Raw genomic sequence first — 20,297 nt, 5'->3', positions numbered from 1 at the left:
CCGCACGGCGAAGGGCCCCAGCATCGCTGCTGGGGCCCTTCGACTGCTGCGGACTAGAAGTCCATGCCACCCGTGGGGTCTGCCGGCATGGCCGACGCCTTCTCGGGCTTGTCGGCGACGACGACCTCGGTGGTGAGGAAGAGGCCGGCGATCGACGCGGCGTTGGCGAGCGCGGAGCGCGTCACCTTGACCGGGTCGGAGATGCCCGCGGCGAGCATGTCGACGTACTCGCCCGTGGCGGCGTTGAGGCCGTGGCCCACGGGGAGGTTGCGGACCTTCTCCGCCACGACGCCCGGCTCGAGGCCGGCGTTGAGGGCGATCTGCTTCAGCGGAGCGTCGACCGCGACGCGCACGATGTTCGCGCCCGTCGCCTCGTCGCCCGTGAGCTCGAGGGTCTCGAACGCGGTCTTGGCGGCCTGGATCAGCGCGACGCCACCACCGGGGACGATGCCCTCCTCGACGGCTGCCTTCGCGTTGCGGACGGCGTCCTCGATGCGGTGCTTGCGCTCCTTGAGCTCGACCTCGGTCGCGGCACCCGACTTGATGACGGCGACGCCACCGGCGAGCTTCGCGAGGCGCTCCTGGAGCTTCTCGCGGTCGTAGTCGCTGTCGGTGTTCTCGATCTCCGAGCGGATCTGGCGCACGCGGCCAGCGATGGCGTCGGCCTCGCCGGCACCCTCGACGATGGTCGTCTCGTCCTTCGTGATGACGACCTTGCGGGCGCGGCCGAGCAGGTCGAGCGTCGCGTTCTCGAGCTTGAGGCCGACCTCCTCGGAGATGACCTGGGCACCCGTGAGGATGGCCATGTCGGCGAGCATCGCCTTGCGGCGGTCGCCGAAGCCCGGAGCCTTGACGGCGACCGACTTGAAGATGCCGCGGATCTTGTTGACCACGAGCGTCGCGAGCGCCTCGCCCTCGACGTCCTCGGCGATGATGACCAGCTGCTTGCCGGCCTGGATCACCTTGTCGACGACCGGGAGGAGGTCCTTGATGTTCGAGATCTTCGAGTTGACGATCAGGATGTACGGGTCCTCGAAGACCGTCTCCTGGCGCTCGGGGTCGGTGACGAAGTACTGCGACAGGAAGCCCTTGTCGAAGCGCATGCCCTCGGTGAGCTCGAGCTCGGTGCCGAAGGTGTTCGACTCCTCGACGGTGACGACGCCCTCCTTGCCGACCTTGTCGATGGCCTCGGCGATCAGCGCGCCGATCTCCTCGTCCGCGGCGGAGATCGAAGCGGTGGCGGCGATCTCCTCCTTGGTCTCGATCTCCTTGGCGTTCGCGATCAGCTGCGCCGTGACGGCGGCTGCGGCCTTCTCGATGCCGCGCTTGAGGCTGATCGGGTCGGCGCCTGCGGCGACGTTGCGGAGGCCCTCGCGGACCAGCGCCTGAGCGAGCACGGTGGCCGTCGTCGTGCCGTCACCGGCGACGTCGTCGGTCTTCTTCGCGACCTCCTTGACCAGCTCGGCGCCGATCTTCTCGTAGGGGTCCTCGAGCTCGATCTCCTTGGCGATCGAGACACCGTCGTTCGTGATCGTGGGGGCGCCCCACTTCTTCTCGAGCACGACGTTGCGGCCGCGCGGGCCGAGGGTCACCTTGACCGCGTCGGCGAGCGTGTTCAATCCACGCTCAAGCCCGCGGCGGGCCTCCTCGTTGAATGCGATCATCTTTGCCATTGCAGTTCGTCCCTCCTGGACGTCTGTGGACGTTCAAACTGGCACTCCGACGAAGGGAGTGCCAGTACCCAAGTCTGGCACTCTGCCCATGCGAGTGCAAGCCGCTGCCCGCCGNTTGCAGTTCGTCCCTCCTGGACGTCTGTGGACGTTCAAACTGGCACTCCGACGAAGGGAGTGCCAGTACCCAAGTCTGGCACTCTGCCCATGCGAGTGCAAGCCGCTGCCCGCCGGGCGTCGCGGCCGCTCAGGGCGCGGGCGCCTCCGGCGTCGCGGCCGCTCAGGGCGCGGGCGCCTCCGGCGTCGCGCTCTCGAGCCCGCCGTCGGGGTCGGGAGCGACGCTGGGTGCCACGCCCACCGCATCCGCGCCGAGCACGATCGTGATCGGCGTGCCCGAGAGCCGACCGTCGGAGAGCCGCGCCTCGCCCACGCCGAGCCCCTGCGCGAGACCGCGGGCGACCGGCGCGAGCGCTTCGCTGTCGTACCAGACGATGGTGGTCGCGGCGTCGCCGCCGGTCGCGTCGCCGGTCGCGATGACGCGCCAGCCCGCGTCGGCCGCGGCCTGGCCCACGCCGGCGGCCAGGCCCGGCTCCCCCGACTGGTCGAGCACGGTGATCGTGGCGTCGAGCGCGGGGTCGACGAGGCTCGGGTCGGTGATGACCTCCTGCGCCGCCGGCGAAGGCGTCTGCGCCTGCGGCCGCAGGCGGTCGAGCAGGAACAGCCCGGCGACCGTGAGCAGCACGACCGCGCCGAGCGCGCAGAGCAGGATCACCCAGCGCGGCATCCGCTGCCGCGTGACGGAGCGGTGCGCCCCGACGCGACGCGTGGGGCTCATCGTGCCTCGCGCAGGCGCAGCAGGCGACGCACGAGCATCGGGTCGTGGCGCACGGCCGCGGGCGCCTCGAGCAGGCCGTCGAGCACCTGGTAGTAGCGGGTCGTCGACCAGCCGAACTCCGCCCGGATCGCGCGCGCCTTCGCGCCCCCGTGGCTGCTCCAGCCCGCCTCGAAGTCGAGCACGCGGCGGATGCGCTCCTCGCGGGCTGCGGCGAGGTCGTGACCCACCGCATCCGTCGTCTGGGGTGCCGCGGGCAGCGCCTCGGTCGACGATCCGGCGGCCGCGAACGCCAGCGCCGCGTCGTCCGCTGCCGGCGCCGCGTCGGCCGTGCTGCGGGGTCGGGGCTGGCTGGGCATGGGTTCGATCCTACGACCGGGCGCGGTTCCGCCCGCCGCGAAACGCGCGTGGGGCGGCGTACCCTGGGGGCATGACCGATCGAATCCAGCGCTCCGACGCCGAGTGGCGCGAGACGCTCTCCCCCGAAGCCTTCCGCGTGCTCCGCGAGGCGGGCACCGAGCGCCCGTGGACGGGCGCGCTGCTCGACGAGGCGCGCCAGGGCGTCTACACCTGCGGCGCGTGCGGCAACGAGCTGTTCCGCGACGAGACGAAGTTCGACGCCGGCTGCGGCTGGCCGAGCTTCTACGAGACCGTCCGCGAGGACGCGGTGGAGCTCATCGAGGACCGCACGCTGGGCATGGTGCGCACCGAGGTGCGCTGCGCGAAGTGCGGCAGCCATCTGGGCCACATCTTCGACGACGCCCCGCAGACGCCCACCGGCGACCGCTACTGCATGAACTCGCTCGCGCTGAACTTCACGCCCGAGAGCTGAGCCACTCCACGCCGGAGCGCTGAGCCTCAGGCGCTGAGCCTCACTTGTCTCACGCCTTGGCGCGACGCGGGCGGATCGCCGAGACGGCGACCGCCGCGATCGTCAGCGCCGCCCCGAGCACCGACCACACCGTGACGGGATGGCCTGCCGGGAACGCCAGGTCGAGCAGCACCGAGGCGACGACCTGCCCGCAGATCACCCCGAGGCCCATCGTCAGCACGCCCAGGTGGTGCACGGCGACCGACATCAGCGCGATGAACACGATGCCGAGCACCCCGCCGATGTAGAGCCACGGCTCGGTCGGCAGTGGCTGCGAGCGCACGCCCGCGAGCGTCTGCACGAGCACGAAGATCCCCAGCGCGACCGTGCCGACCAGGAAGTTCGAGAAGGTCTGCGCCATCGCCGAGCGCGCGTGCCGCTGCACGAGCCCGCCCATCGCCTGCTGCAGCGACTGCAGCAGGCCGGCGACGAACGGCAGCAGGATGAGCCAGACGCCCTCGAGCTCCCCGGTGCCGACGAGCGCCAGGCCGACGGCGACGAGCGCCAGCAGCGCACCGATGACGCGCGGCGGGGTGATCGCCTTGCGCGCGAGCCCACCGAGGCCGATGCGGTCGACCGCGAGCCCGCTCATGGTCTGGCCGGCGACCACGCCGACCGTGTAGAGCGCCACCCCGAGCGTGGCGACGGCGAGGCCCTGAGTCGCGACCAGGAACGCGCCGAACAGGCCCGTGGTGGCGTACCACCAGGGCATCGAGCCGTCGCGGATGACCCCCACGAGGCGACGGACCCCGGCCCGCGCGACCGGCGACACGGCGAGGATGCCGGCCAGCACCACGAGCCCCACGCCGAACGAGATCAGCGCAGCGAGCATGCCGTGGTCGAGGCGCGCGCCGAGCTCGCCGTTCACGCGGCTCTGCAGCGCCAGGCCGACGCCCGCGGCGATCGAGGCGAGCAGCCAGAGGAAGGCGGTCATGCGAGCTCCATCGGTTCGAGATCGGAGTGCTCTTCGGCGAGGGTGACGAGCGGCGGCGCCTGCCGGTGCAGTTCGGCGGATGCGTCGAACGCGGCGAGCACGGACGCCGCGTCGCGCTCGGGGCTCCACGGGCGCAGTCGACTCACCGGGCAAGCCTAGAATGGCTGGCGTGCAGCGCCGACCACGTCGGCGCGACGCCTCCTTAGCTCAGTGGTAGAGCAACGCTCTTGTAAAGCGTAGGTCGTCAGTTCAATCCTGACAGGGGGCTCCCTCAGCCCTCGGCGATGAACGCCTCGAGGGCCGCCGCATCGGTGACGTCGCCCGCGTAGAGCCGGCCGTCGACGAGCACGCTCGGCACGCCGCGCAGCGGCTCGACGCCCTGCAGCGGCTGCTCGATCGCGCGCACGGTCGCCTGGCGCACCCACCACGCGAAGCGGGCGTCGGCGATGCACGCGCCGATGTCGGCGGCGCCGTCGTCGGGCACGTGCTCGCTCGCCAGCGCCGAGACGGCACCGGCGTCGAAGGGCTGCTGCTGCAGCTGCGCGAGCAGCGCCGTCTGGAACCCGCGGTAGCCCTCGGGGGCGCCGTCGGCGACGCAGGCGAGCGCGTTGGCGCCGAGCGTCGACGCGTAGCGGTTCTCGATCGAGTCGCCCAGCGACACGGGCAGGTACGCGACCCGCGCCGCGCCGTCGTCGGCGAGCGCGGTGAGCAGCTCGCCGCTCGAGCCGAGCAGCCGGTCGCAGAACTCGCAGCCCGCGTCGACCGCCACCAGCACATCGGGCACACCGGATGCCTCCGGCAGCTCCGCGGGATCGCCGTCGGCGGGCACGGGGTCGGCCTCCACCACGCCGTCGGCGTCGAACGCGATCGCGTCGGCCATGTTCGCGGGGCCATCCGCGGGGGCCAGCGTGACGATCTGGCCGCCCAGCGACTGCTGGATGGTCTCGAGCTCAGGATCGCGGATCACCCAGCGGTCGAAGACCAGCACCGTCTGCTCCTGCAGCTGGCGCTGCGTCGCGACCGCCTGCGCCTGCTCGGCATCGGTCGCCAGGATCAGCTCGGTGTCGGTGCCGCAGGCCGCGACGACGGGCTCCGCGTCGCTCGCGCGGAACTGCTCCACCAGGTCGTCGCAGGCGCCGCCCGCGTCGAGGTAGGCGGCGCCGAGCTCACCGATCGTCGAGATCGGCGGCGGTGGCGTGGCGGCGCACCCTGCCTGCAGCGTCAGCGCGGCGACCGCGCCCGTCGCCAGCAGGGTGCGCAGCCGCATCAGCCGTCGCTCGGGGCGGGCGACTCCGCCGGAGCCTCGGTCTCGGCCGGGGCCTCGGTGAGCGAGCCCGCGGTCGCGGTCACGAACGCCTGGAAGCCGGCCGCGTCACCGGGCGCACCCGGGAAGCGCTCGCCGTTGACGATCACCGTCGGAGTGCGGTCGGCGACCACGCCGTCGGTGCCGGGCAGCGGCTGGCTGCCCGCACGCACGGTGGCGTCCTCGGCCCAGCTCATGAAGCGGCCCTCGTTGATGCAGTCGGCGAGCCCGCCGGAGACGTCGATGCCGGCAGCCTCGGCCACCCCGACGATCTCCTGGTTGGTCAGGCCCGACGTGCCCTCCTGAGGCCGGTTGTCGTACATGCCGGTGTTGAAGGCCCAGAACTGGTCGGGCGCGTACTCGGCGACGCACGCCGCGGCCGAGGCCGAGCGGGTCGAGTACTTCGTGCCCAGCGACGTGCGGTCGAGGATCGAGATCGGGTGCACCTCGAGGGTGGCTGCACCGCTCTGCATCAGCTGCTCGAGCGTGGCGCGGTTGGCCTCGTCGAACGCGCCGCACGCGGGGCACATGTAGTCCTGGTAGATCTCGATCTGCACGATGTCCTCGCGCGGCTCGGTCGGCGTGGGCTCGCCCTCGGCGGGGGTCGCGGCGGTGCGCTCGGCGACGAAGTCCTGGCCGATCACGATGCCGTTCGCGGCCATGTTCTCCGGGCCCGGGCCCGGGGGGCGGATGCTGTTGATGATGACGACCGCGACGATCGCGACGATCGCCACCGCGGCCACGATGATGCCGCCGACGGTCAGCCCCTTCTTGAGCTGCTCCTTCTTGCGGCGCTCTTCCTGCATCTTGCGCGCCTGCTCGCGAGCCTGCGCGCGACGCTCGTTCTTCGTCAGCTTGTCGGTCATGCGTCCTGTCCTGGGGTCGGCCGGAGGTCCGGCGAGGTGGCGCGCGCGAGAAGCGCACCGATCTCTAGGGTACCGGCCGTCACTCGTGCGAGGATGTCCCCGCGGGCAGAGCCGCCCGCGCTCATTCCACGACGGATCGTCCGGCACGTGCCTGCCGGTGGAAGGAAGACGACAATGGCGTCAGTGACGTTCGACAAGGCGAGCCGGGTCTACCCCGGCAGCACCGCTCCCTCGGTCGACCAGATGGAGCTCGAGATCGCCGACGGGGAGTTCCTCGTGCTGGTCGGCCCCTCAGGCTCCGGCAAGTCCACCGCCCTGCGCATGCTCGCGGGCCTCGAAGAGGTCAACGACGGCCGCATCATGATCGGCGACCGCGACGTCACCGACATGCCGCCGAAGGACCGCGACATCGCGATGGTCTTCCAGAACTACGCGCTGTACCCGCACATGACCGTGGCCGAGAACATGGGCTTCGCGCTCAAGATCGCCGGCATCGCGAAGGAGGAGCGGGCGAAGCGCGTCGAGGAGGCGGCCAAGCTGCTCGACCTGGAGCCCTACCTCGGTCGCAAGCCGAAGGCGCTCTCCGGCGGCCAGCGGCAGCGCGTCGCGATGGGCCGCGCCATCGTGCGGCAGCCGCAGGTGTTCCTGATGGACGAGCCGCTGTCGAACCTCGACGCCAAGCTGCGTGTGCAGACCCGCACCCAGATCGCCTCGCTGCAGCGCCGCCTCGGCGTCACCACGGTCTACGTCACGCACGACCAGACCGAGGCGCTCACCATGGGCGACCGGATCGCCGTGCTCAAGGACGGCGTGCTCCAGCAGGTGGGCACACCGCGCGACCTCTACGGCCAGCCCTCGAACCTCTTCGTGGCCGGCTTCATCGGCAGCCCCGCGATGAACCTGCTCGAGCTGCAGCGCCACGACCAGGGCGTGCTCTTCGGCGAGCACCTGGTGCAGATCCCGCGCGAGCAGATCGCCGGCGCGAAGGACGGCATCATCGTGGGCGTGCGTCCGGAGGACGTCTCGGTCGCCGAGCAGGGCGACGGACTGCCGGTGCTCGTCGACCTCGTCGAGGAGCTCGGCGCCGACGGCTACCTCTACGGGCACGCCGATGTCGAGGGCAAGCGCGTCGACATCGTCGCGCGCGTCGACGGCCGCACGCACGCGTCGCTCGGCGACACGGTCTACATCACGCCCGACCCGACGCACCTGCATGTGTTCGACAAGACCACCGGCCAGCGGCTCTGACCAGCGCCAGCACCAAGGGCCCCCGCCTCGGCAGGGGCCCTTCGGCCTACCATGGCGGCATGCGCTCCGATCTGCGGATCACCTCCTCGGTGATGGACGCGACCCTGCTCGACCTGCCGTGGGGCATCGCGCTCGACGAGTGGACCGAGGCCGACGTCGTGCAGCTGCCGAAGGGCATCTCGCGCCACCTCGTGCGCTTCGCCCGGCTCGGCAGCCGCGTCGTCGCCATCAAGGAGACGACCGAGGAGATGGCGGCGCGCGAGTACGCCATGCTGCGCCGCCTGCAGCGCCTCGACGTGCCGTGCGTCGAGCCGCTCGCGATCGTCGCCGGCCGCACCGACGGCGACGGCGAGCCGCTGCCGACCGCGCTCGTCACCCGCCACCTGCGCTTCTCGCTCCCCTACCGGGCGCTGTACTCGTCGTCGATGAAGGAGTCGACCGCCGAGCGCCTCGTCGATGCGCTCGCCGGCCTGCTCGTGCGGCTGCACCTGGTCGGGTTCTACTGGGGCGACGTGTCGCTGTCGAACACCCTCTTCCGCCGCGACGCCGGCGCCTTCGCCGCCTACCTGGTCGACGCCGAGACGGGCAGCATCGAGCCCTCCGGCCTCTCCGACGGCCGGCGGGCCGACGACCTCGAGGTCGCGCGCGTCAACATCGCCGGCGAGCTGCTCGACCTCGCCGCCGGCGATCGGCTCGACGAGTCGATCGACCCGGTCGCGGTGGCCGGCTCGATCGTCGAGCAGTACCGGTCGCTGTGGGCCGAGCTGACCGAGCAGGAGGTGATCCCGCTCAGCGAGCGCTGGCGCATCCGCGACCGCATCGAGCGGCTCAACCTGCTCGGCTACGACATCGAGGAGCTCTCGATCTCCACCGGCGACGGCGGCACCACCGTGCGCATCCAGCCCAAGGTGGTCGACCCCGGGCACCACCACCGACGCCTGCAGTCGCTCACCGGCATCGATGCCGAGGAGAACCAGGCGCGCCGCATGCTGAACGACCTCGACGAGTACGTCGCGATCCAGCACGACGCCCGGCCGGGCATCGACGAGGAGACGCTCGCGCACGAGTGGTTCGAGCAGATCTTCGCGCCGATCGTCGAGCTGGTGCCGATCGAGCTGCGCGGCAAGCTGGAGGGGCCCGAGGTGTTCCACCAGGTGCTCGAGCACCGCTGGTACCTCTCCGAGCGCGAGCAGCGCGAGGTGCCGCTGCGCGAGGCCGCGGCCGCCTACATCGCGACGCAGCTCGCCTTCCGGCGCGACGAGGCGGCGCTGCTCGACGTGCCGGTCACCATGACGATGCCGATCGTCACGCTGCAGGACATGCCCGGTGACGACGACGCGGCCGACTGGCGCGACCTGGTGTGAGCGCTAGCGAGAGGAGCGGCGCTTCGCGACCTCGTAGAGCGTGACGGATGCCGCGATGCCGGCGTTCAGCGACTCGGTCATCGACTCGATCGGGATCGAGACGATCGCGTCGCAGGTCTCGGTGACGAGCCGCGACAGGCCCTTGCCCTCGCTGCCGACGACGATCACGAGCGGCCGGTCGGCGAGCTCGAGCTCGTGCAGCTGCACGTCGCCGCCGCCGTCGAGGCCGACCACGAACACGCCCTGCGACTTGAGCTCCTTGAGCGTGCTCGTCAGGTTGGCGGCCATCGCCACCGGCACGCGGGCGGCGGCGCCGGCGCTGGTCTTCCACGCGCTCGCGGTCACGCCCACCGAGCGGCGCTGGGGCACGATGACGCCCTGCGCGCCGAACGCGGCGGCCGAGCGGATGATCGCGCCCAGGTTGCGCGGGTCGGTGACGCCGTCGAGGGCCACGAACAGCGGCGTCTGCTGGCGGTCGACGACCTGCTCGAGCAGGTCGATCGGGTGCGCGTACTGATAGGGCGGCACCTTCAGCGCGACGCCCTGGTGCACCGAGTCGTGACCGGTGATGCGATCGAGCTCGGGGCGCATCATCTCGAGCACCGGCAGGCCGCGCTTGTTGGCCAGCTGCAGGATCTCCTTGACGCGCTCATCCATCTCGAGCCGGGCGGCGAGGATCAGCGTGGTCGCCGGCACCTTGGTGCGCAGCGCCTCGAGCACCGAGTTGCGGCCGGTGACCAGCTCGGAGTCGTCCTTCGCCGACGAGGGCTTGCGGTGGCGGGGCGGCTCGGGCTTGCGGCCCTTCGAGGAGGCGGCCTCGAAGCGCTCGCGCGCAGCCTTCCGCTTGCCGGCGACGTGCCAGGAGCGATCCTCGGCCTTCGGCGTCGGGCCCTTGCCCTCGAGCGACTTGCGGCCGTGACCGCCGGTGCCCTTCAGGGGGCCCTTCTTGCGCGGGGCGCGCTGCGGCTTCGTCATGTGATGCTCCAAGTGGTGGTGTCTCGGCCGTCCTCGACGAGGATCCCGGCTGCCGCGAGCGCGTCGCGGATGCGGTCGGAGGCGGCGAAGTCCTTCGCCGCGCGGGCCTCACGGCGCTCGGTGAGCAGCGTCTCGACCAGGCTGGTCAAAGCGGCATGCTCGCCCGCGCCGGACTCGGCCGACGTTCCAGAATGCCACACCGCGTCCTCCGGGTCGAGCCCCAGCACCCGCAGCATCGCCCGCACCGCTCCCGCCCGGGCGAGCGCGGCATCCGTCTCCCCCGCGTCGAGCGCGACGTTCGCGGCGCGCGTCGTCTCGTGCAGCACCGCGACCGCCTGGGGCGTGGAGAGGTCGTCGTCCATGGCCGTCGCGAACGCATCCGGCACCCCGACGTCGGGCAGCGAGCCCGCCCTGGCCGCGCGCTCGAGCATCGCCTCGATGCGCGAGAACGCCGACTCGGCCTCGGCGAGCGAGCCGCCCTCGAGGCTGCCGCCGGCCGTGCGCAGGTCGATCGTCGAGCGGTAGTGGGGCGCGACGAGGAAGTAGCGCACCGCGATCGGCCGTACGGAGCGCAGCAGGTCGGCGGCGAAGATCGAGTTGCCGAGCGACTTCGACATCTTCTCGCCGTCGACGTGCACGAGCCCGTTGTGGCTCCACAGCTGTGCGAAGCCGAGGCCGGCGGCGGTCGACTGCGCCAGCTCGTTCTCGTGGTGCGGGAACCGCAGGTCGAGCCCGCCGCCGTGGATGTCGAACGCGTCGCCCAGGTAGCGGCGCGCCATCGCCGAGCACTCGATGTGCCAGCCGGGGCGGCCCCGCCCCCACGGCGACGCCCACGAGGCGGAGTCGGGCTCGTCGGCCTTGCTCGCCTTCCAGAGCGCGAAGTCGCGCGGGTCGCGCTTGCCGCGCGGGTCGGCGTCGGCGGCCGGCTCCATCTTGTCGATCGACTGCCGGGTGAGCGCGCCGTAGGCCTCCCACGAGCGCACGTCGAAGTAGACGTCGGCCGAGCCGTCGAGCGCCGGGTAGGCGTGGCCGCGCTCGATGAGCAGCGCGATGATCTCGTGCATCTCGATGACGGATGCGGTGGCGCGCGGCTCGTAGGTCGGTGCGAGCACGCCGACACCCCGGTAGGCGGCGCTGAACTCGAGCTCGACCCGGTAGGCGAGCGCCCACCAGGGCTCGTCGACCGCGTTCACGAGCACCTTGTCGTCGATGTCGGTGACGTTGCGCACGAACACGACGCGGTTGCCGCGGTGCTCGAGCCAGCGGCGCCACACGTCGTAGGCGACGGCGCTGCGCACGTGGCCGATGTGGGGCGACGACTGCACGGTCGGGCCGCAGACGTACATCGAGACCTCGCCCGCGCGGAGCGGCTGCAGGTCGACGATCGTCTGCTGCTTCGAGTCGTAGATGCGCACGGTCACGGTTCCCAAGGCTACTGGCGCTTCGGTCTCGCGGCTGATCCGGGCTGACCGGCTCAAGGGCGACGGATGAGCGCCGTCGCCATCGCCTGCACACCCTCGCCGCGGCCGATGGCGCCGAGCCCGTCGGTCGTGGTGCCGCTGACGCTCACGGGTGCGCCGACCATCGCCGAGAGCACCCGCTGCGCCTCGTCGCGCCGGGTGCCGATGCGCGGCCGCACGCCGAGCACCTGCACGGCGACGTTCACCGGCGCCCAGCCGTGCTCGGCCAGGAGCGCGACCGCCGCGCGCACGAACACCTCGCCACGAGCACCCGCGAAGCGCGGGTCGTCGACGCCGACCAGCGCGCCGATGTCGCCCAGGCCCGCGGCGCCCAGCAGGGCATCGACGATCGCATGGCAGGCGGCGTCGCCGTCGGAGTGGCCTGCGAGGCCCTGCCCCTCCCATTCGAGCCCGGCGAGCCAGAGCGCGCCGTCGCCGCCGAACGCGTGCACGTCGACGCCGATGCCGGTGCGCAGCTCGGGCGCAGCGCCACCCGTCGTCTGCCCCGCCGGGGTCGCCTGCTCCGCCACGCCCGCCTCCTGCGCCAGCAGCGCCTCGGCCCGGGCGGCGTCGGCAGGGGTCGTGATCTTGAAGGCGAGCTCGTCGCCGTGCACCGCGACGATCGGCTCGCCGAGCGCCTGCACGAGCTGCGCATCGTCGGTCGAGGCGGCGCGCGCATCGCCAGCCGCCTCGTAGGCCCGGCGCAGCGTCGGCACATCGAAGCCCTGCGGCGTCTGCATCGCGCGCAGCGACGAGCGGTCGACGATCGCGCCGAGCCCCTCCTCGCCCGCCGAGCGGATCGTGTCGACCACCGGCAGCACCGGCACCACCGCCGCCGCCCCCGCCCGCAGCGCGGCGAGCACCCGGTCGAACGACGCCATCGGTGTGAGCGCGCGCGCCGCGTCGTGCACCAGCACGAGGCGGGCGTGGCCGATCGCAGCCAGCCCGGCGGCCACGGAGTCGGCGCGCGTGGCGCCCCCGGCGACCACGGCGGCGCGCACGCCTGCGCGCGCGGCGATCGCCGACGCATCCGCCTCGAACCCGCTCGGCACGACCAGCACGATGCTCGCGCCGAGCCCGGCGACCCCGCGCAGCGCGTGCTCCAGGATCGGCGCGCCGGCGACCTCGGCGAAGGCCTTCGGCACGGGTCGGCCCGCACGCGTGCGGCCGAGCCGGGTGCCGCTGCCCGCGGCGACGACGATGAGGGCGGTGTCGGTCACAGGGTCGAGCCTAGACAGAAGAGGCGCCCTGCCTTGGGGACAGGGCGCCTCGGTTCTCGAGATCGATCAGCTCGCGGGGGCGAGCGCCTCGTCGAGGCGCGCCGCGGCGGCATCCTCATCGGTGTGCTCGGCGAGCGCCAGCTCGGAGACCAGGATCTGGCGGGCCTTCGCGAGCATGCGCTTCTCGCCGGCCGAGAGGCCGCGGTCCTGGTCGCGGCGGCTCAGGTCGCGCACGACCTCGCTCACCTTGATGACGTCGCCGGAGGCGAGCTTCTCGACGTTGGCCTTGTAGCGGCGGGCCCAGTTGGTGGGCTCCTCGGTGAAGTCGGCCTTCAGCACCTCGAAGACGCGGCCGAGGCCCTCTTCGCCGATGACGTCGCGCACGCCCACCATGTCGACGTTCTGCGCGGGGACCTCGATCGTGAGCCCGCCCTGCGCGACGTTGAGCTTGAGGTAGGTGGTCTCGACGCCCTTGATCTTGCGGATCTTCACCTCGGTGATCGTCGCGGCACCGTGGTGGGGGTAGACGACCGTCTCTCCGACCTCAAAGTTCATCGAATGCTCCTCGTCATAGCCAGAACCTTGATTTTATCACAGCGTGTCGCTCGCGGCCGCATCGGTCGCCGTGCCAGGATCACCCCCTCGCGCGGTGGAGCGCAAAGGCGGCGACCCTTTCGGGTCGCCGACGCGACCCCAGCGCCGACGCCCGTCCCGGGCGTCGGTCTGCGGCCTCACGTCGAGCCCCCGCCGCGGTCGCGGGCGCCGGCCTGACAGCGGTAGTAGAGTCGAACGCGACCGCGCGCACACCCGTCTCGCGCCCGCGGCCACCGTCGAAAGGGATCCCGTGCAGCCTCGCCCCCTCGCCGCCGCAGCCGCCGCAGTCGTCGTCGCGCTCGCCGTGACCGGATGCAACATGCTCACGCCGCAGGCGACCACCATCCAGTACGACGCCTCCGACGGCATCTCTGGCGAGACCGGCGGCGTGGAGTTCCACAACGCGATGCTCATCGGCGAGCCCGACGGCGACGCGCTGAACCTCGCCGTCACCTTCACGAACCCCGGCGAGGCGACGTTCGTCGAGGTGCGCGTCGACGACGAGGCGCAGGAGGTGCGCGTGCCCAACGGCGTGACGACCTTCGGCTTCCCCGAGCAGCAGCTCGTCTTCGAGGTGAGCGACGTCGAGTTCGGCGGGCAGCGCAACGTGTCGTTCACGGCCGACGGCGTCGAGCCCGACCCGGCCGGCGTGGGCGTGCAGGTCTTCTCGACCGAGTTCCCCGACTACGCGGAGCTCGGGCCGGCCGAGTAAGGCCGCCCGCCAAGTCGGAGCGGACGGCTACCGCTCGAAGCGGTACCCCAGCCCGCGCAGCGTCACCACGCGCGTCGGATTGCCGGGATCCTCCTCGACCTTCGCCCGCAGGCGCTTGATGTGCACGTCGAGCGTCTTCGTGTCGCCGAAGTAGTCGCTGCCCCACACCCGGTCGATCAGCTGGCCCCGCGTGAGCACGCGGCCGGCGTTGCGCATGAGGTACTCCAGCAGCTCGAACTCGCGCAGCGGCATCGCCACCTCCTCGCCCGCCACCGTGACCGTGTGGCTGTCGGCGTCGAGCCGCACGCGGCCGATCTCGACGACCGAGTCGTCGTCGTCCTCCTCCTCGACCGCGCGGCGGCGGAGGACAGCGCGGATGCGTGCCACCAGCTCGCGCGAGGAGTACGGCTTGGTCACGTAGTCGTCGGCGCCCAGCTCGAGGCCCACGATCGTGTCGACCTCGCTGTCCTTGGCGGTGACCATGATGATCGGCACCTTCGAGGTGCGGCGGATCGCCTTGCACACCTCGGTGCCGCTCTGGCCGGGCAGCATCAGGTCGAGCAGGATCAGGTCGGCGCCCTCCCGCTCGAACAGCTCGACCGCGACGTCGCCGTCGGCGGCGTGCGCCGTCTCGTATCCCTCGATCTCGAGCAGGTAGGCGAGCGGCTCAGCGAGAGCGATCTCGTCCTCGACGATCAGGATGCGCGTCATGCGATCTCCTTGCGGGCGGGCTGTTGGGCGACCGGGAGTCGCAGGGTGAACGTCGAGCCCTGACCTGGGCGCGACCAGAGCGTGACCTCGCCGCCGTGGCTGACGGCGACATGCTTCACGATACTGAGGCCGAGGCCGGTGCCGCCCGTCACGCGGCTGCGCGCGGGGTCGACGCGGTAGAAGCGCTCGAAGATCCGCTCGCGCTCCTCCACCGCGATGCCGACGCCCTTGTCGGTCACCGCGATCTCGATCACCCCGTCGACCACGCGCACGCCGATGCCCACGTGCGTGGCCTCCGGCGAGTACTGCACGGCGTTCGAGACCAGGTTCTGGACGGCCATGGTGATGAGCTCTTCCGAGCCCAGCACCACCGCGTCCTCGAGCACCCGGGGCATGATGCGCATCCGCTTCGCATCGGCGAGCACCCGGTTGCGGTCGATCGCGACGTCGACGACGGCCGCGATCGACACCCGTTCGGGCCGGTCGAGCGGATCGTCGGACTGGATGCGCGACAGGTCGATGAGGCCCTTCGTCATGCGGGCGAGCCGGTCGGCCTCGACCTGCATGCGCTGGGCGAAGGAGCGCACGCGGTCGGGATCGTCCGCTGCGGCCTCGATCGCCTCGGCGAGCACGGTCACCGCGCCGATGGGCGTCTTCAGCTCGTGGCTGACGTTGGCGACGAAGTCGCGGCGCACGCCGGCCAGGCGCAGCTCCTCGGTGCGGTCGGCGGCGAGCACCAGCATGAAGCGGTTGCCGAGCGGCGCGATGCGCACGCGCAGGTGCAGCTCGGTGCCGGCGCCGATGCGACCGCGCCGGTGCACCAGGTCGAGCACCTCGGTCTCACCGGTGCGCCAGACGCGCCGCACCGCGTCGAGGATCTCGTGCGAGCGCAGCGTTCGCCCGTCGACGATGTCGAGGTTGTGGGCGCCGGGCGAGGCGAGCAGCACCTGGTTGGACCCGTCGAGCACGATGCCCGCAGACTCGAGCACCCCGACCATCGCGGCGACGCCGTCGGGCACCGGTTCGCTGGCGATGGCCATCACCTGCCTGCCGCGCTGCGCGGCGATGCCGAGCAGGTGCACGGAGGCCGCTCCGATCGCGAATCCGAGCAGGAGCGCGAGGAGCACGTACCAAGACGCATCCACCCTGCCAGCGTAGTGGGGCGCGCGGATCGCCCCGGCGGTTCAGTCTCCGGTCACCCGCCGGTAACCTGAGGCCAGAAGACTGATGATTCGAGCCGTGTCGGTGCTCGACGACGAGACTGATCGGCAACCCGAGGAGCAGGAGCCATGCGCGACGTATTCCAGCAGGAGCTCGCCGAGGTGCAGGTGCGCCTCGTCGACATCGCCAACCACGTGGTGGTCTCGATCGAGCACGCGGTGCGCGCGTTCGGCGACTCGAACGTGCAGCTCGCCGAGCAGGTGATCGCGACCGACCCGATCATCGACGACAAGGCATCCGCCCTCGACGAGCTCGCGATCGACATCATCGCGCGCCAGTCGCCGGTGGCCCGCGACCTGCGCATCGTCGTCTCGGCGCTGCGCATCTCGGCGTCGCTCGAGCGCATGGGCGACCTCGCGCGGCACATCGCGCTGCTCGCGCGCTACCGCTTCCCGATGAACGTGGTGCCCGAGTCGCTGCAGCCGACGTTCGCCGACATGGGCGCGCGCGACATCGAGATCGCCAAGATGATCCGCGACCTGCTCGAGACGCAGGACATCGCGATCGGCGACCGCATCGAGGAGATCGACAACCACGTCGACCAGCTGCACCGCGACGTGTTCGCGCACGTGCTCGGCACCGAGTGGGAGGGCGCCGCGCACACCACCGTCGACGCCACGCTCGCGAGCCGCTACCACGAGCGCTTCGCCGACCACGCGGTCGGCATCGCCAAGAAGGTCAAGTACCTCGCGACCGGCGACTGGGTCGGCGACGAGGATGCGCACGCCGAGATGGCGCCCGAGCCGGTGCGGCCGCACTCGTCCGGAGAGCCGCAGCACCCGCTCACCACCTCCGACTGAGCCGCGTCACGCAGAAGAGGGGCCCGCTCAGGCGGGCCCCTCTTCTGCGTGCTGGATGACTACTGCTTGTGCCCCTGAGCCGCCACCGCCGCCGCCCCCGCAGCCGCGGCCTCCGGGTCGAGGTACTCGCCCGGGCCGAGCGGCATGTTGTCGTCGCCCAGCTTGTAGACGAGCGGGATGCCGGTGGGGATGTTGAGGCTCGCGATGTCGTCGTCGGAGATGCCGTCGAGGTGCTTCACGAGCGCCCGCAGCGAGTTGCCGTGCGCCGTGACGAGCACCGTCCTGCCTGCGTCGAGATCCTTCGTGATCGTCGACTCCCAGTAGGGCAGGAAGCGCTCGATGACGTCCTTCAGGCACTCCGTCTGGGGCACCTCGCCGTCGATGCCGGCGTAACGCGGGTCGTCGGCCTGCGAGTGCTCGTTGTCGGCCGCGATGGGCGGCGGCGGCGTGTCGAACGAGCGACGCCAGATCATGAACTTCTCCTCGCCGTACTGCTCGAGGGTCGCCGCCTTGTCCTTGCCCTGCAGGTCGCCGTAGTGGCGCTCGTTGAGCCGCCAGGAGCGCTCGACCGGGATCCAGCCGCGGTCGGCCGCGTCGAGGGCGATGTTGGCGGTCTGGATCGCCCGCGTGAGCAGCGACGTGTAGAGCACGTCGGGCAGCAGGTCGCGCTCGCGCAGCAGCTCGCCGCCGCGCTTCGCCTCCTCCTCGCCCTTCGGCGTCAGACGGACGTCGACCCAACCGGTGAAGAGGTTCTTCTCGTTCCAGGTGGACTGGCCGTGGCGGAGCAGGATGAGGGTGCGCTCGGTCATGCCGCCAGCCTAGTCGGCGGCCGCGTGCCCACCCGGGAGAATGGCTGCATGGCCAAGCCGACGGGGCGCATCACGCGCGGCACGACCGGGGTGAACCGGCTGCGCCGCGTCGACCGCTGGATCGCCGCGCAGCCGGCCGCGCGCGTGCCGGGCGCCCTCGTCGTCGACCTCGGCTACGGCGCCAGCGCGACCACCAGCCTCGAGCTGCACGAGCGGCTCGCGCGGCAGAACCCCACCGTCGAGGTGCTGGGCCTCGAGATCGATCCGGAGCGGGTCGCGCTCGCCACCGCCGAGCTGCACGCCGCCCGAGCGGCCGGGCCCGAGCGCTACGGCAGGGCGATCGCCGCGGAGGCGAAGGTGTCGTTCGCGCTCGGCGGCTTCGAGGTGCCCGCGCCGCGCCCGCCGCAGGTGATCCGGGCGATGAACGTGCTGCGGCAGTACGACGAGCACGAGGTCGCGGGCCACTGGGCGACGATGCTCGACCGCCTCGCGCCGGGCGGGCTGCTCGTCGAGGGCACGTCGAACGAGGTCGGGCGGGTGTGCTCGTGGGTGGCGCTCGACGCCGCCGGTCCCCGCTCGCTCACCATCGCGCTGAAGGTCGACGAGCTCGGCTCCGGCCCGATGGAGGCCCCCTCGGTCGTCGCCGAACGGCTGCCGAAGGCGCTCATCCACCGCAACGTCGCGGGCGAGCGCGTGCACGCGCTGCTCGCCGAGCTCGACCGGGCCTGGGCGATCGAGGCGCCGCTGGCCGGCTTCGGCGCGGTGCAGCGCTGGGTGGCGACGGTGGGGCGGATGCGTGCGGCCGGCTGGCCGGTCGCTGACGGCCCCGCGCGGTGGCGGCTGGGCGAGCTGACCGTCGCGTGGGCCGCGGTGGCGCCGGGCGCGCACCCGGCGTAGCGCGGGACGGTCAGGCGGGCGGTGCGGGGCGCTGCACGGCGCCCAGCCGCGGCAGCCGCGGCGGCCGGTGGGCGTGGCCCGCGCTCGGCGGCACCAGCACCTGCTGCCCGGCGGCGACGAGCGGACCCTCGGCCGAGCGCACCGTCAGGTCGACGTCGGCGGGCGTGCCGCGCTTGACGACCGCCAGTGCGATCGGGCCCAGCTCGTCGTGCATCGCCGATGACGTGACGGCGCCCACCTCGGCCTCGCCGGCGAGCACCGCGTCGCCCGGGGCGACGGGCAGGTTCTGCGAGCCGTCGAGGTGCAGCAGCACCACGCGGCGCGGCGGCGCGCCCAGGTTGTGCACCTTCGCGACCGTCTCCTGCCCGCGGTAGCAGCCCTTGGCCAGGTGCACCGCGGTCGTCAGCCAGTCGAGCTCGTGCGGGATCGAGCGGTCGTCGACCTCGGCGATCGAGGGGCGCCCAGCGGCGATGCGCAGAGCCTCGGCGGCCATCGTGCCGACGAAGCGGGCCGCGTCGAGCGCCTCGGCCTCGGCCGGCATCAGGATCGCCTCCGACCAGCGCCACGGCTCCCCCGTCGGCTGGCCGTAGCGCACGCCGCCGGGCGCGACGTCGGGCCAGCCGTCGATCCACGCCAGCGGAGCGGCGGGCTCACCGGCGGTGCCCACGACGACCACCTCGGGTCGAGCGATCTCGACCTCCTTGTAGAAGCGCATCCGCGTCAACCACGCCTCGAGCGCGTCGCCCGTGCCGGCGTCGACGACGATCCAGAGCTGCTCGCCCGCGCGGTGCAGGCGCATCGCGTGCTCGATGCGGCCCTCCGGCGAGAGCACCAGCGACTCGGTCGACGCGCCGTCGGCGAGCTGCTCGAGCGCCTGGCTGGTGATCGAGTCGAGCCAGGGCAGCGTGTCGGGGCCGGTGAGCAGCAGCACGTCGCGCGGCAGCAGCACGAGCGCGCCCTGCCGCAGGCGGCGCTGCTCGGCGATCGGGTTGCCGACGTGCAGCGGCAGGCCGGTGGCCTCGTCGAGCACGGCGCCCTCGATCTGCAACGTGTTCATCAGGACTCCGGCCCCTTGGGCGTCTGCCGGGCGAGCCGCGCCGAGGCGTGGCTCTCGAGGCCGCGGCCGAGCGCGGCGAGATCCCACGCCCACAGCAGGTGGTCGTCGACGAGCCCGAGCATGCGAGTGGATGCGGTGTGCTCCTTCGCGCCCGCACCTCGCAGCACCGCGTCGGTCGCGAGATCGATGCGCGGGCCGGCGATCGTGCCCAGGTAGAGCTCGGCGACGCCCGCGGGGTGCGCGATGAGCGCCTGCAGGTCGAAGGCGCCGTCGGGGCGGCGGAGGGCCTCGACCGCGTCGACGGTGCCGTAGGCGGGCTCGCCCTCAGGCGGCAGCATGCCGGGGCCGGCGTCGGCCTCGTGCGACTCGCGCGCCAGGCGCCAGAAGCCCGTCTCGGCGGCGAGCGGCGTCAGCTCGTCGTCGAGCAGCCACGCGTAGGCCTCGTACGAGAGGTAGGGGTGGCCGTGGTGGGCGAACGAGACCCGCTGGCCGAACTCGTGCTCGACGGTGCGCTCGCCGACGGGGAAGGAGAGCACACCGGTGCCCTCCCAGTCGCCGATGAGCCACTGCAGCGGGCCCAGCTCGGCGGGCAGCGTCGGGTCGAGCTCGAGCACCGGCTAGCGCTGGCCCTTGAAGAGGTTGCGGACCACGACGAACGAGACGCCCAGGATCGCGACCATGGCGAGTCCGAGCAGGCCGAGGAAGAAGATCTCGAGGGCGATGACGGGGATGGCATCCATGGCTCGATCCTAT

23 protein-coding genes and 1 tRNA gene are annotated in these 20,297 nt (G+C 72.3%); 7 read left to right on the top strand and 17 right to left on the bottom strand.

The window, feature by feature from the left end:
* Positions 1-53 precede the first annotated feature (53 nt).
* The 3 genes from groL to Q9250_RS10540 all read right to left on the bottom strand — a co-directional run bounded on the left by groL (position 54) and on the right by Q9250_RS10540 (position 2,861).
* Positions 54-1,673 carry a chaperonin GroEL gene (gene groL, locus Q9250_RS10550; protein WP_306231865.1) on the bottom strand — a complete coding sequence of 540 codons (1,620 nt, stop codon included), beginning with the start codon at positions 1,671-1,673 and terminating at the stop codon, positions 54-56.
* A 277-nt stretch (positions 1,674-1,950) separates the two neighbouring features.
* Positions 1,951-2,505, bottom strand: coding sequence for a LytR C-terminal domain-containing protein (locus Q9250_RS10545; protein ID WP_306231864.1), 555 nt, complete (start codon positions 2,503-2,505; stop codon positions 1,951-1,953).
* A complete protein-coding gene (locus tag Q9250_RS10540) occupies positions 2,502-2,861 on the bottom strand; it encodes a DUF3263 domain-containing protein (protein WP_306231863.1) in 360 nt (119 codons plus the stop codon). The genes Q9250_RS10545 and Q9250_RS10540 overlap by 4 nt, the downstream gene beginning before the upstream one ends.
* Positions 2,862-2,932: 71 nt before the next feature.
* Here Q9250_RS10540 and msrB point away from each other — a divergent pair, with 71 nt between their 5' ends.
* Positions 2,933-3,334: a peptide-methionine (R)-S-oxide reductase MsrB gene (gene msrB, locus Q9250_RS10535; protein WP_306231862.1), complete on the top strand. Its 402-nt coding sequence runs from the start codon at positions 2,933-2,935 to the stop codon at positions 3,332-3,334.
* Positions 3,335-3,383: 49 nt separating this feature from the next.
* Here msrB and Q9250_RS10530 read toward each other — a convergent pair whose 3' ends face one another.
* Positions 3,384-4,307, bottom strand: coding sequence for a DMT family transporter (locus Q9250_RS10530; protein ID WP_306231861.1), 924 nt, complete (start codon positions 4,305-4,307; stop codon positions 3,384-3,386).
* A complete protein-coding gene (locus tag Q9250_RS10525) occupies positions 4,304-4,453 on the bottom strand; it encodes a hypothetical protein (protein ID WP_306231860.1) in 150 nt (49 codons plus the stop codon). The genes Q9250_RS10530 and Q9250_RS10525 overlap by 4 nt, the downstream gene beginning before the upstream one ends.
* A gap of 50 nt (positions 4,454-4,503) precedes the next feature.
* On the opposite strand from Q9250_RS10525, the gene Q9250_RS10520 reads away from it, so the two are divergent.
* A tRNA-Thr gene (locus Q9250_RS10520) sits at positions 4,504-4,575 on the top strand.
* 3 nt (positions 4,576-4,578) lie between these two features.
* On the opposite strand, the gene Q9250_RS10515 is transcribed toward Q9250_RS10520, so the two are convergent.
* Positions 4,579-5,574 carry a DsbA family protein gene (locus tag Q9250_RS10515; protein WP_306231859.1) on the bottom strand — a complete coding sequence of 332 codons (996 nt, stop codon included), beginning with the start codon at positions 5,572-5,574 and terminating at the stop codon, positions 4,579-4,581.
* Complete coding sequence (locus Q9250_RS10510) at positions 5,574-6,476, bottom strand: DsbA family protein (RefSeq protein WP_306231858.1); 903 nt, start codon at positions 6,474-6,476, stop codon at positions 5,574-5,576. The genes Q9250_RS10515 and Q9250_RS10510 overlap by 1 nt, the downstream gene beginning before the upstream one ends.
* A gap of 174 nt (positions 6,477-6,650) precedes the next feature.
* On the opposite strand from Q9250_RS10510, the gene Q9250_RS10505 reads away from it, so the two are divergent.
* A complete protein-coding gene (locus Q9250_RS10505; RefSeq protein ID WP_306231857.1) occupies positions 6,651-7,724 on the top strand; it encodes an ABC transporter ATP-binding protein in 1,074 nt (357 codons plus the stop codon).
* A 59-nt stretch (positions 7,725-7,783) separates the two neighbouring features.
* Positions 7,784-9,088, top strand: a complete 1,305-nt coding sequence (locus Q9250_RS10500; protein ID WP_306231856.1) for a DUF4032 domain-containing protein — start codon at positions 7,784-7,786, stop codon at positions 9,086-9,088.
* Between the two features lie 3 nt (positions 9,089-9,091).
* Here the strand turns inward: Q9250_RS10500 and rlmB are convergent, their stop codons facing one another.
* The 4 genes from rlmB to Q9250_RS10480 form a co-directional block, all read right to left on the bottom strand.
* Positions 9,092-10,063 carry a 23S rRNA (guanosine(2251)-2'-O)-methyltransferase RlmB gene (gene rlmB, locus Q9250_RS10495; protein WP_306231855.1) on the bottom strand — a complete coding sequence of 324 codons (972 nt, stop codon included), beginning with the start codon at positions 10,061-10,063 and terminating at the stop codon, positions 9,092-9,094.
* Positions 10,060-11,484 (bottom strand): cysteine--tRNA ligase, encoded by a 1,425-nt coding sequence (cysS, locus tag Q9250_RS10490; RefSeq protein ID WP_306231854.1) that lies wholly within the window; start codon positions 11,482-11,484, stop codon positions 10,060-10,062. Before cysS ends, rlmB begins: the two co-directional genes overlap by 4 nt.
* Positions 11,485-11,537: 53 nt before the next feature.
* Positions 11,538-12,743: a 2-C-methyl-D-erythritol 4-phosphate cytidylyltransferase gene (gene ispD, locus Q9250_RS10485; protein WP_306231853.1), complete on the bottom strand. Its 1,206-nt coding sequence runs from the start codon at positions 12,741-12,743 to the stop codon at positions 11,538-11,540.
* Positions 12,744-12,809: 66 nt separating this feature from the next.
* Positions 12,810-13,298, bottom strand: coding sequence for a CarD family transcriptional regulator (locus Q9250_RS10480; protein ID WP_306231852.1), 489 nt, complete (start codon positions 13,296-13,298; stop codon positions 12,810-12,812).
* A 289-nt stretch (positions 13,299-13,587) separates the two neighbouring features.
* Here Q9250_RS10480 and Q9250_RS10475 point away from each other — a divergent pair, with 289 nt between their 5' ends.
* Complete coding sequence (locus Q9250_RS10475; protein WP_306231851.1) at positions 13,588-14,049, top strand: hypothetical protein; 462 nt, start codon at positions 13,588-13,590, stop codon at positions 14,047-14,049.
* A 27-nt stretch (positions 14,050-14,076) separates the two neighbouring features.
* Here the strand turns inward: Q9250_RS10475 and Q9250_RS10470 are convergent, their stop codons facing one another.
* Together Q9250_RS10470 and Q9250_RS10465 are read right to left on the bottom strand one after the other, a co-directional pair.
* Positions 14,077-14,760, bottom strand: a complete 684-nt coding sequence (locus tag Q9250_RS10470) for a response regulator transcription factor (RefSeq protein ID WP_306231850.1) — start codon at positions 14,758-14,760, stop codon at positions 14,077-14,079.
* Positions 14,757-15,905 (bottom strand): sensor histidine kinase, encoded by a 1,149-nt coding sequence (locus Q9250_RS10465; protein ID WP_306231849.1) that lies wholly within the window; start codon positions 15,903-15,905, stop codon positions 14,757-14,759. The genes Q9250_RS10470 and Q9250_RS10465 overlap by 4 nt, the downstream gene beginning before the upstream one ends.
* A 144-nt stretch (positions 15,906-16,049) precedes the next feature.
* Between Q9250_RS10465 and phoU the strand changes: the two genes are divergently transcribed.
* On the top strand, positions 16,050-16,781 hold the full coding sequence (phoU, locus tag Q9250_RS10460) for a phosphate signaling complex protein PhoU (RefSeq protein ID WP_306231848.1): 732 nt from the start codon (positions 16,050-16,052) through the stop codon (positions 16,779-16,781).
* Positions 16,782-16,840: 59 nt separating this feature from the next.
* On the opposite strand, the gene Q9250_RS10455 is transcribed toward phoU, so the two are convergent.
* On the bottom strand, positions 16,841-17,590 hold the full coding sequence (locus Q9250_RS10455; RefSeq protein WP_306231847.1) for a phosphoglyceromutase: 750 nt from the start codon (positions 17,588-17,590) through the stop codon (positions 16,841-16,843).
* Between the two features lie 48 nt (positions 17,591-17,638).
* Here Q9250_RS10455 and Q9250_RS10450 point away from each other — a divergent pair, with 48 nt between their 5' ends.
* A complete protein-coding gene (locus Q9250_RS10450; protein ID WP_306231846.1) occupies positions 17,639-18,487 on the top strand; it encodes a class I SAM-dependent methyltransferase in 849 nt (282 codons plus the stop codon).
* A gap of 10 nt (positions 18,488-18,497) precedes the next feature.
* On the opposite strand, the gene ygfZ is transcribed toward Q9250_RS10450, so the two are convergent.
* Genes ygfZ through Q9250_RS10435 form a run of 3 tightly spaced genes read right to left on the bottom strand, consistent with a single transcriptional unit; the run spans position 18,498 to position 20,284 of the window.
* Positions 18,498-19,544, bottom strand: a complete 1,047-nt coding sequence (ygfZ, locus tag Q9250_RS10445) for a CAF17-like 4Fe-4S cluster assembly/insertion protein YgfZ (RefSeq protein WP_306231845.1) — start codon at positions 19,542-19,544, stop codon at positions 18,498-18,500.
* Entirely contained in the window at positions 19,544-20,158 is a 615-nt protein-coding gene (locus tag Q9250_RS10440) for a heme-binding beta-barrel domain-containing protein (RefSeq protein WP_306231844.1), read from the bottom strand. The genes ygfZ and Q9250_RS10440 overlap by 1 nt, the downstream gene beginning before the upstream one ends.
* Before the next feature lie 3 nt (positions 20,159-20,161).
* Complete coding sequence (locus Q9250_RS10435) at positions 20,162-20,284, bottom strand: hypothetical protein (RefSeq protein ID WP_306231843.1); 123 nt, start codon at positions 20,282-20,284, stop codon at positions 20,162-20,164.
* Positions 20,285-20,297 lie beyond the last annotated feature (13 nt).

The sequence above is a fragment of the Agrococcus beijingensis genome (assembly GCF_030758955.1).
GTDB lineage: Bacteria > Actinomycetota > Actinomycetes > Actinomycetales > Microbacteriaceae > Agrococcus > Agrococcus beijingensis.
Note: the sequence above shows the minus strand (reverse complement) of the source record. Positions and strands in the feature narration are given on the sequence as shown.

Bases quoted from the DNA above. Each gene is read 5' to 3' on its own strand.
- Q9250_RS10545 (WP_306231864.1), bottom strand. From the start codon at position 2,505: ATGAGCCCCACGCGTCGCGTCGGGGCGCACCGCTCCGTCACGCGGCAG.
- groL (WP_306231865.1), bottom strand. From the start codon at position 1,673: ATGGCAAAGATGATCGCATTCAACGAGGAGGCCCGCCGCGGGCTTGAG.
- Q9250_RS10510 (WP_306231858.1), bottom strand. From the start codon at position 6,476: ATGACCGACAAGCTGACGAAGAACGAGCGTCGCGCGCAGGCTCGCGAG.
- Q9250_RS10450 (WP_306231846.1), top strand. From the start codon at position 17,639: ATGGCCAAGCCGACGGGGCGCATCACGCGCGGCACGACCGGGGTGAAC.
- Q9250_RS10500 (WP_306231856.1), top strand. From the start codon at position 7,784: ATGCGCTCCGATCTGCGGATCACCTCCTCGGTGATGGACGCGACCCTG.
- Q9250_RS10530 (WP_306231861.1), bottom strand. From the start codon at position 4,307: ATGACCGCCTTCCTCTGGCTGCTCGCCTCGATCGCCGCGGGCGTCGGC.
- Q9250_RS10470 (WP_306231850.1), bottom strand. From the start codon at position 14,760: ATGACGCGCATCCTGATCGTCGAGGACGAGATCGCTCTCGCTGAGCCG.
- Q9250_RS10515 (WP_306231859.1), bottom strand. From the start codon at position 5,574: ATGCGGCTGCGCACCCTGCTGGCGACGGGCGCGGTCGCCGCGCTGACG.
- Q9250_RS10455 (WP_306231847.1), bottom strand. From the start codon at position 17,590: ATGACCGAGCGCACCCTCATCCTGCTCCGCCACGGCCAGTCCACCTGG.
- Q9250_RS10480 (WP_306231852.1), bottom strand. From the start codon at position 13,298: ATGAACTTTGAGGTCGGAGAGACGGTCGTCTACCCCCACCACGGTGCC.
- Q9250_RS10435 (WP_306231843.1), bottom strand. From the start codon at position 20,284: ATGGATGCCATCCCCGTCATCGCCCTCGAGATCTTCTTCCTCGGCCTG.
- msrB (WP_306231862.1), top strand. From the start codon at position 2,933: ATGACCGATCGAATCCAGCGCTCCGACGCCGAGTGGCGCGAGACGCTC.
- Q9250_RS10505 (WP_306231857.1), top strand. From the start codon at position 6,651: ATGGCGTCAGTGACGTTCGACAAGGCGAGCCGGGTCTACCCCGGCAGC.
- rlmB (WP_306231855.1), bottom strand. From the start codon at position 10,063: ATGACGAAGCCGCAGCGCGCCCCGCGCAAGAAGGGCCCCCTGAAGGGC.
- Q9250_RS10540 (WP_306231863.1), bottom strand. From the start codon at position 2,861: ATGCCCAGCCAGCCCCGACCCCGCAGCACGGCCGACGCGGCGCCGGCA.
- phoU (WP_306231848.1), top strand. From the start codon at position 16,050: ATGCGCGACGTATTCCAGCAGGAGCTCGCCGAGGTGCAGGTGCGCCTC.
- ygfZ (WP_306231845.1), bottom strand. From the start codon at position 19,544: ATGAACACGTTGCAGATCGAGGGCGCCGTGCTCGACGAGGCCACCGGC.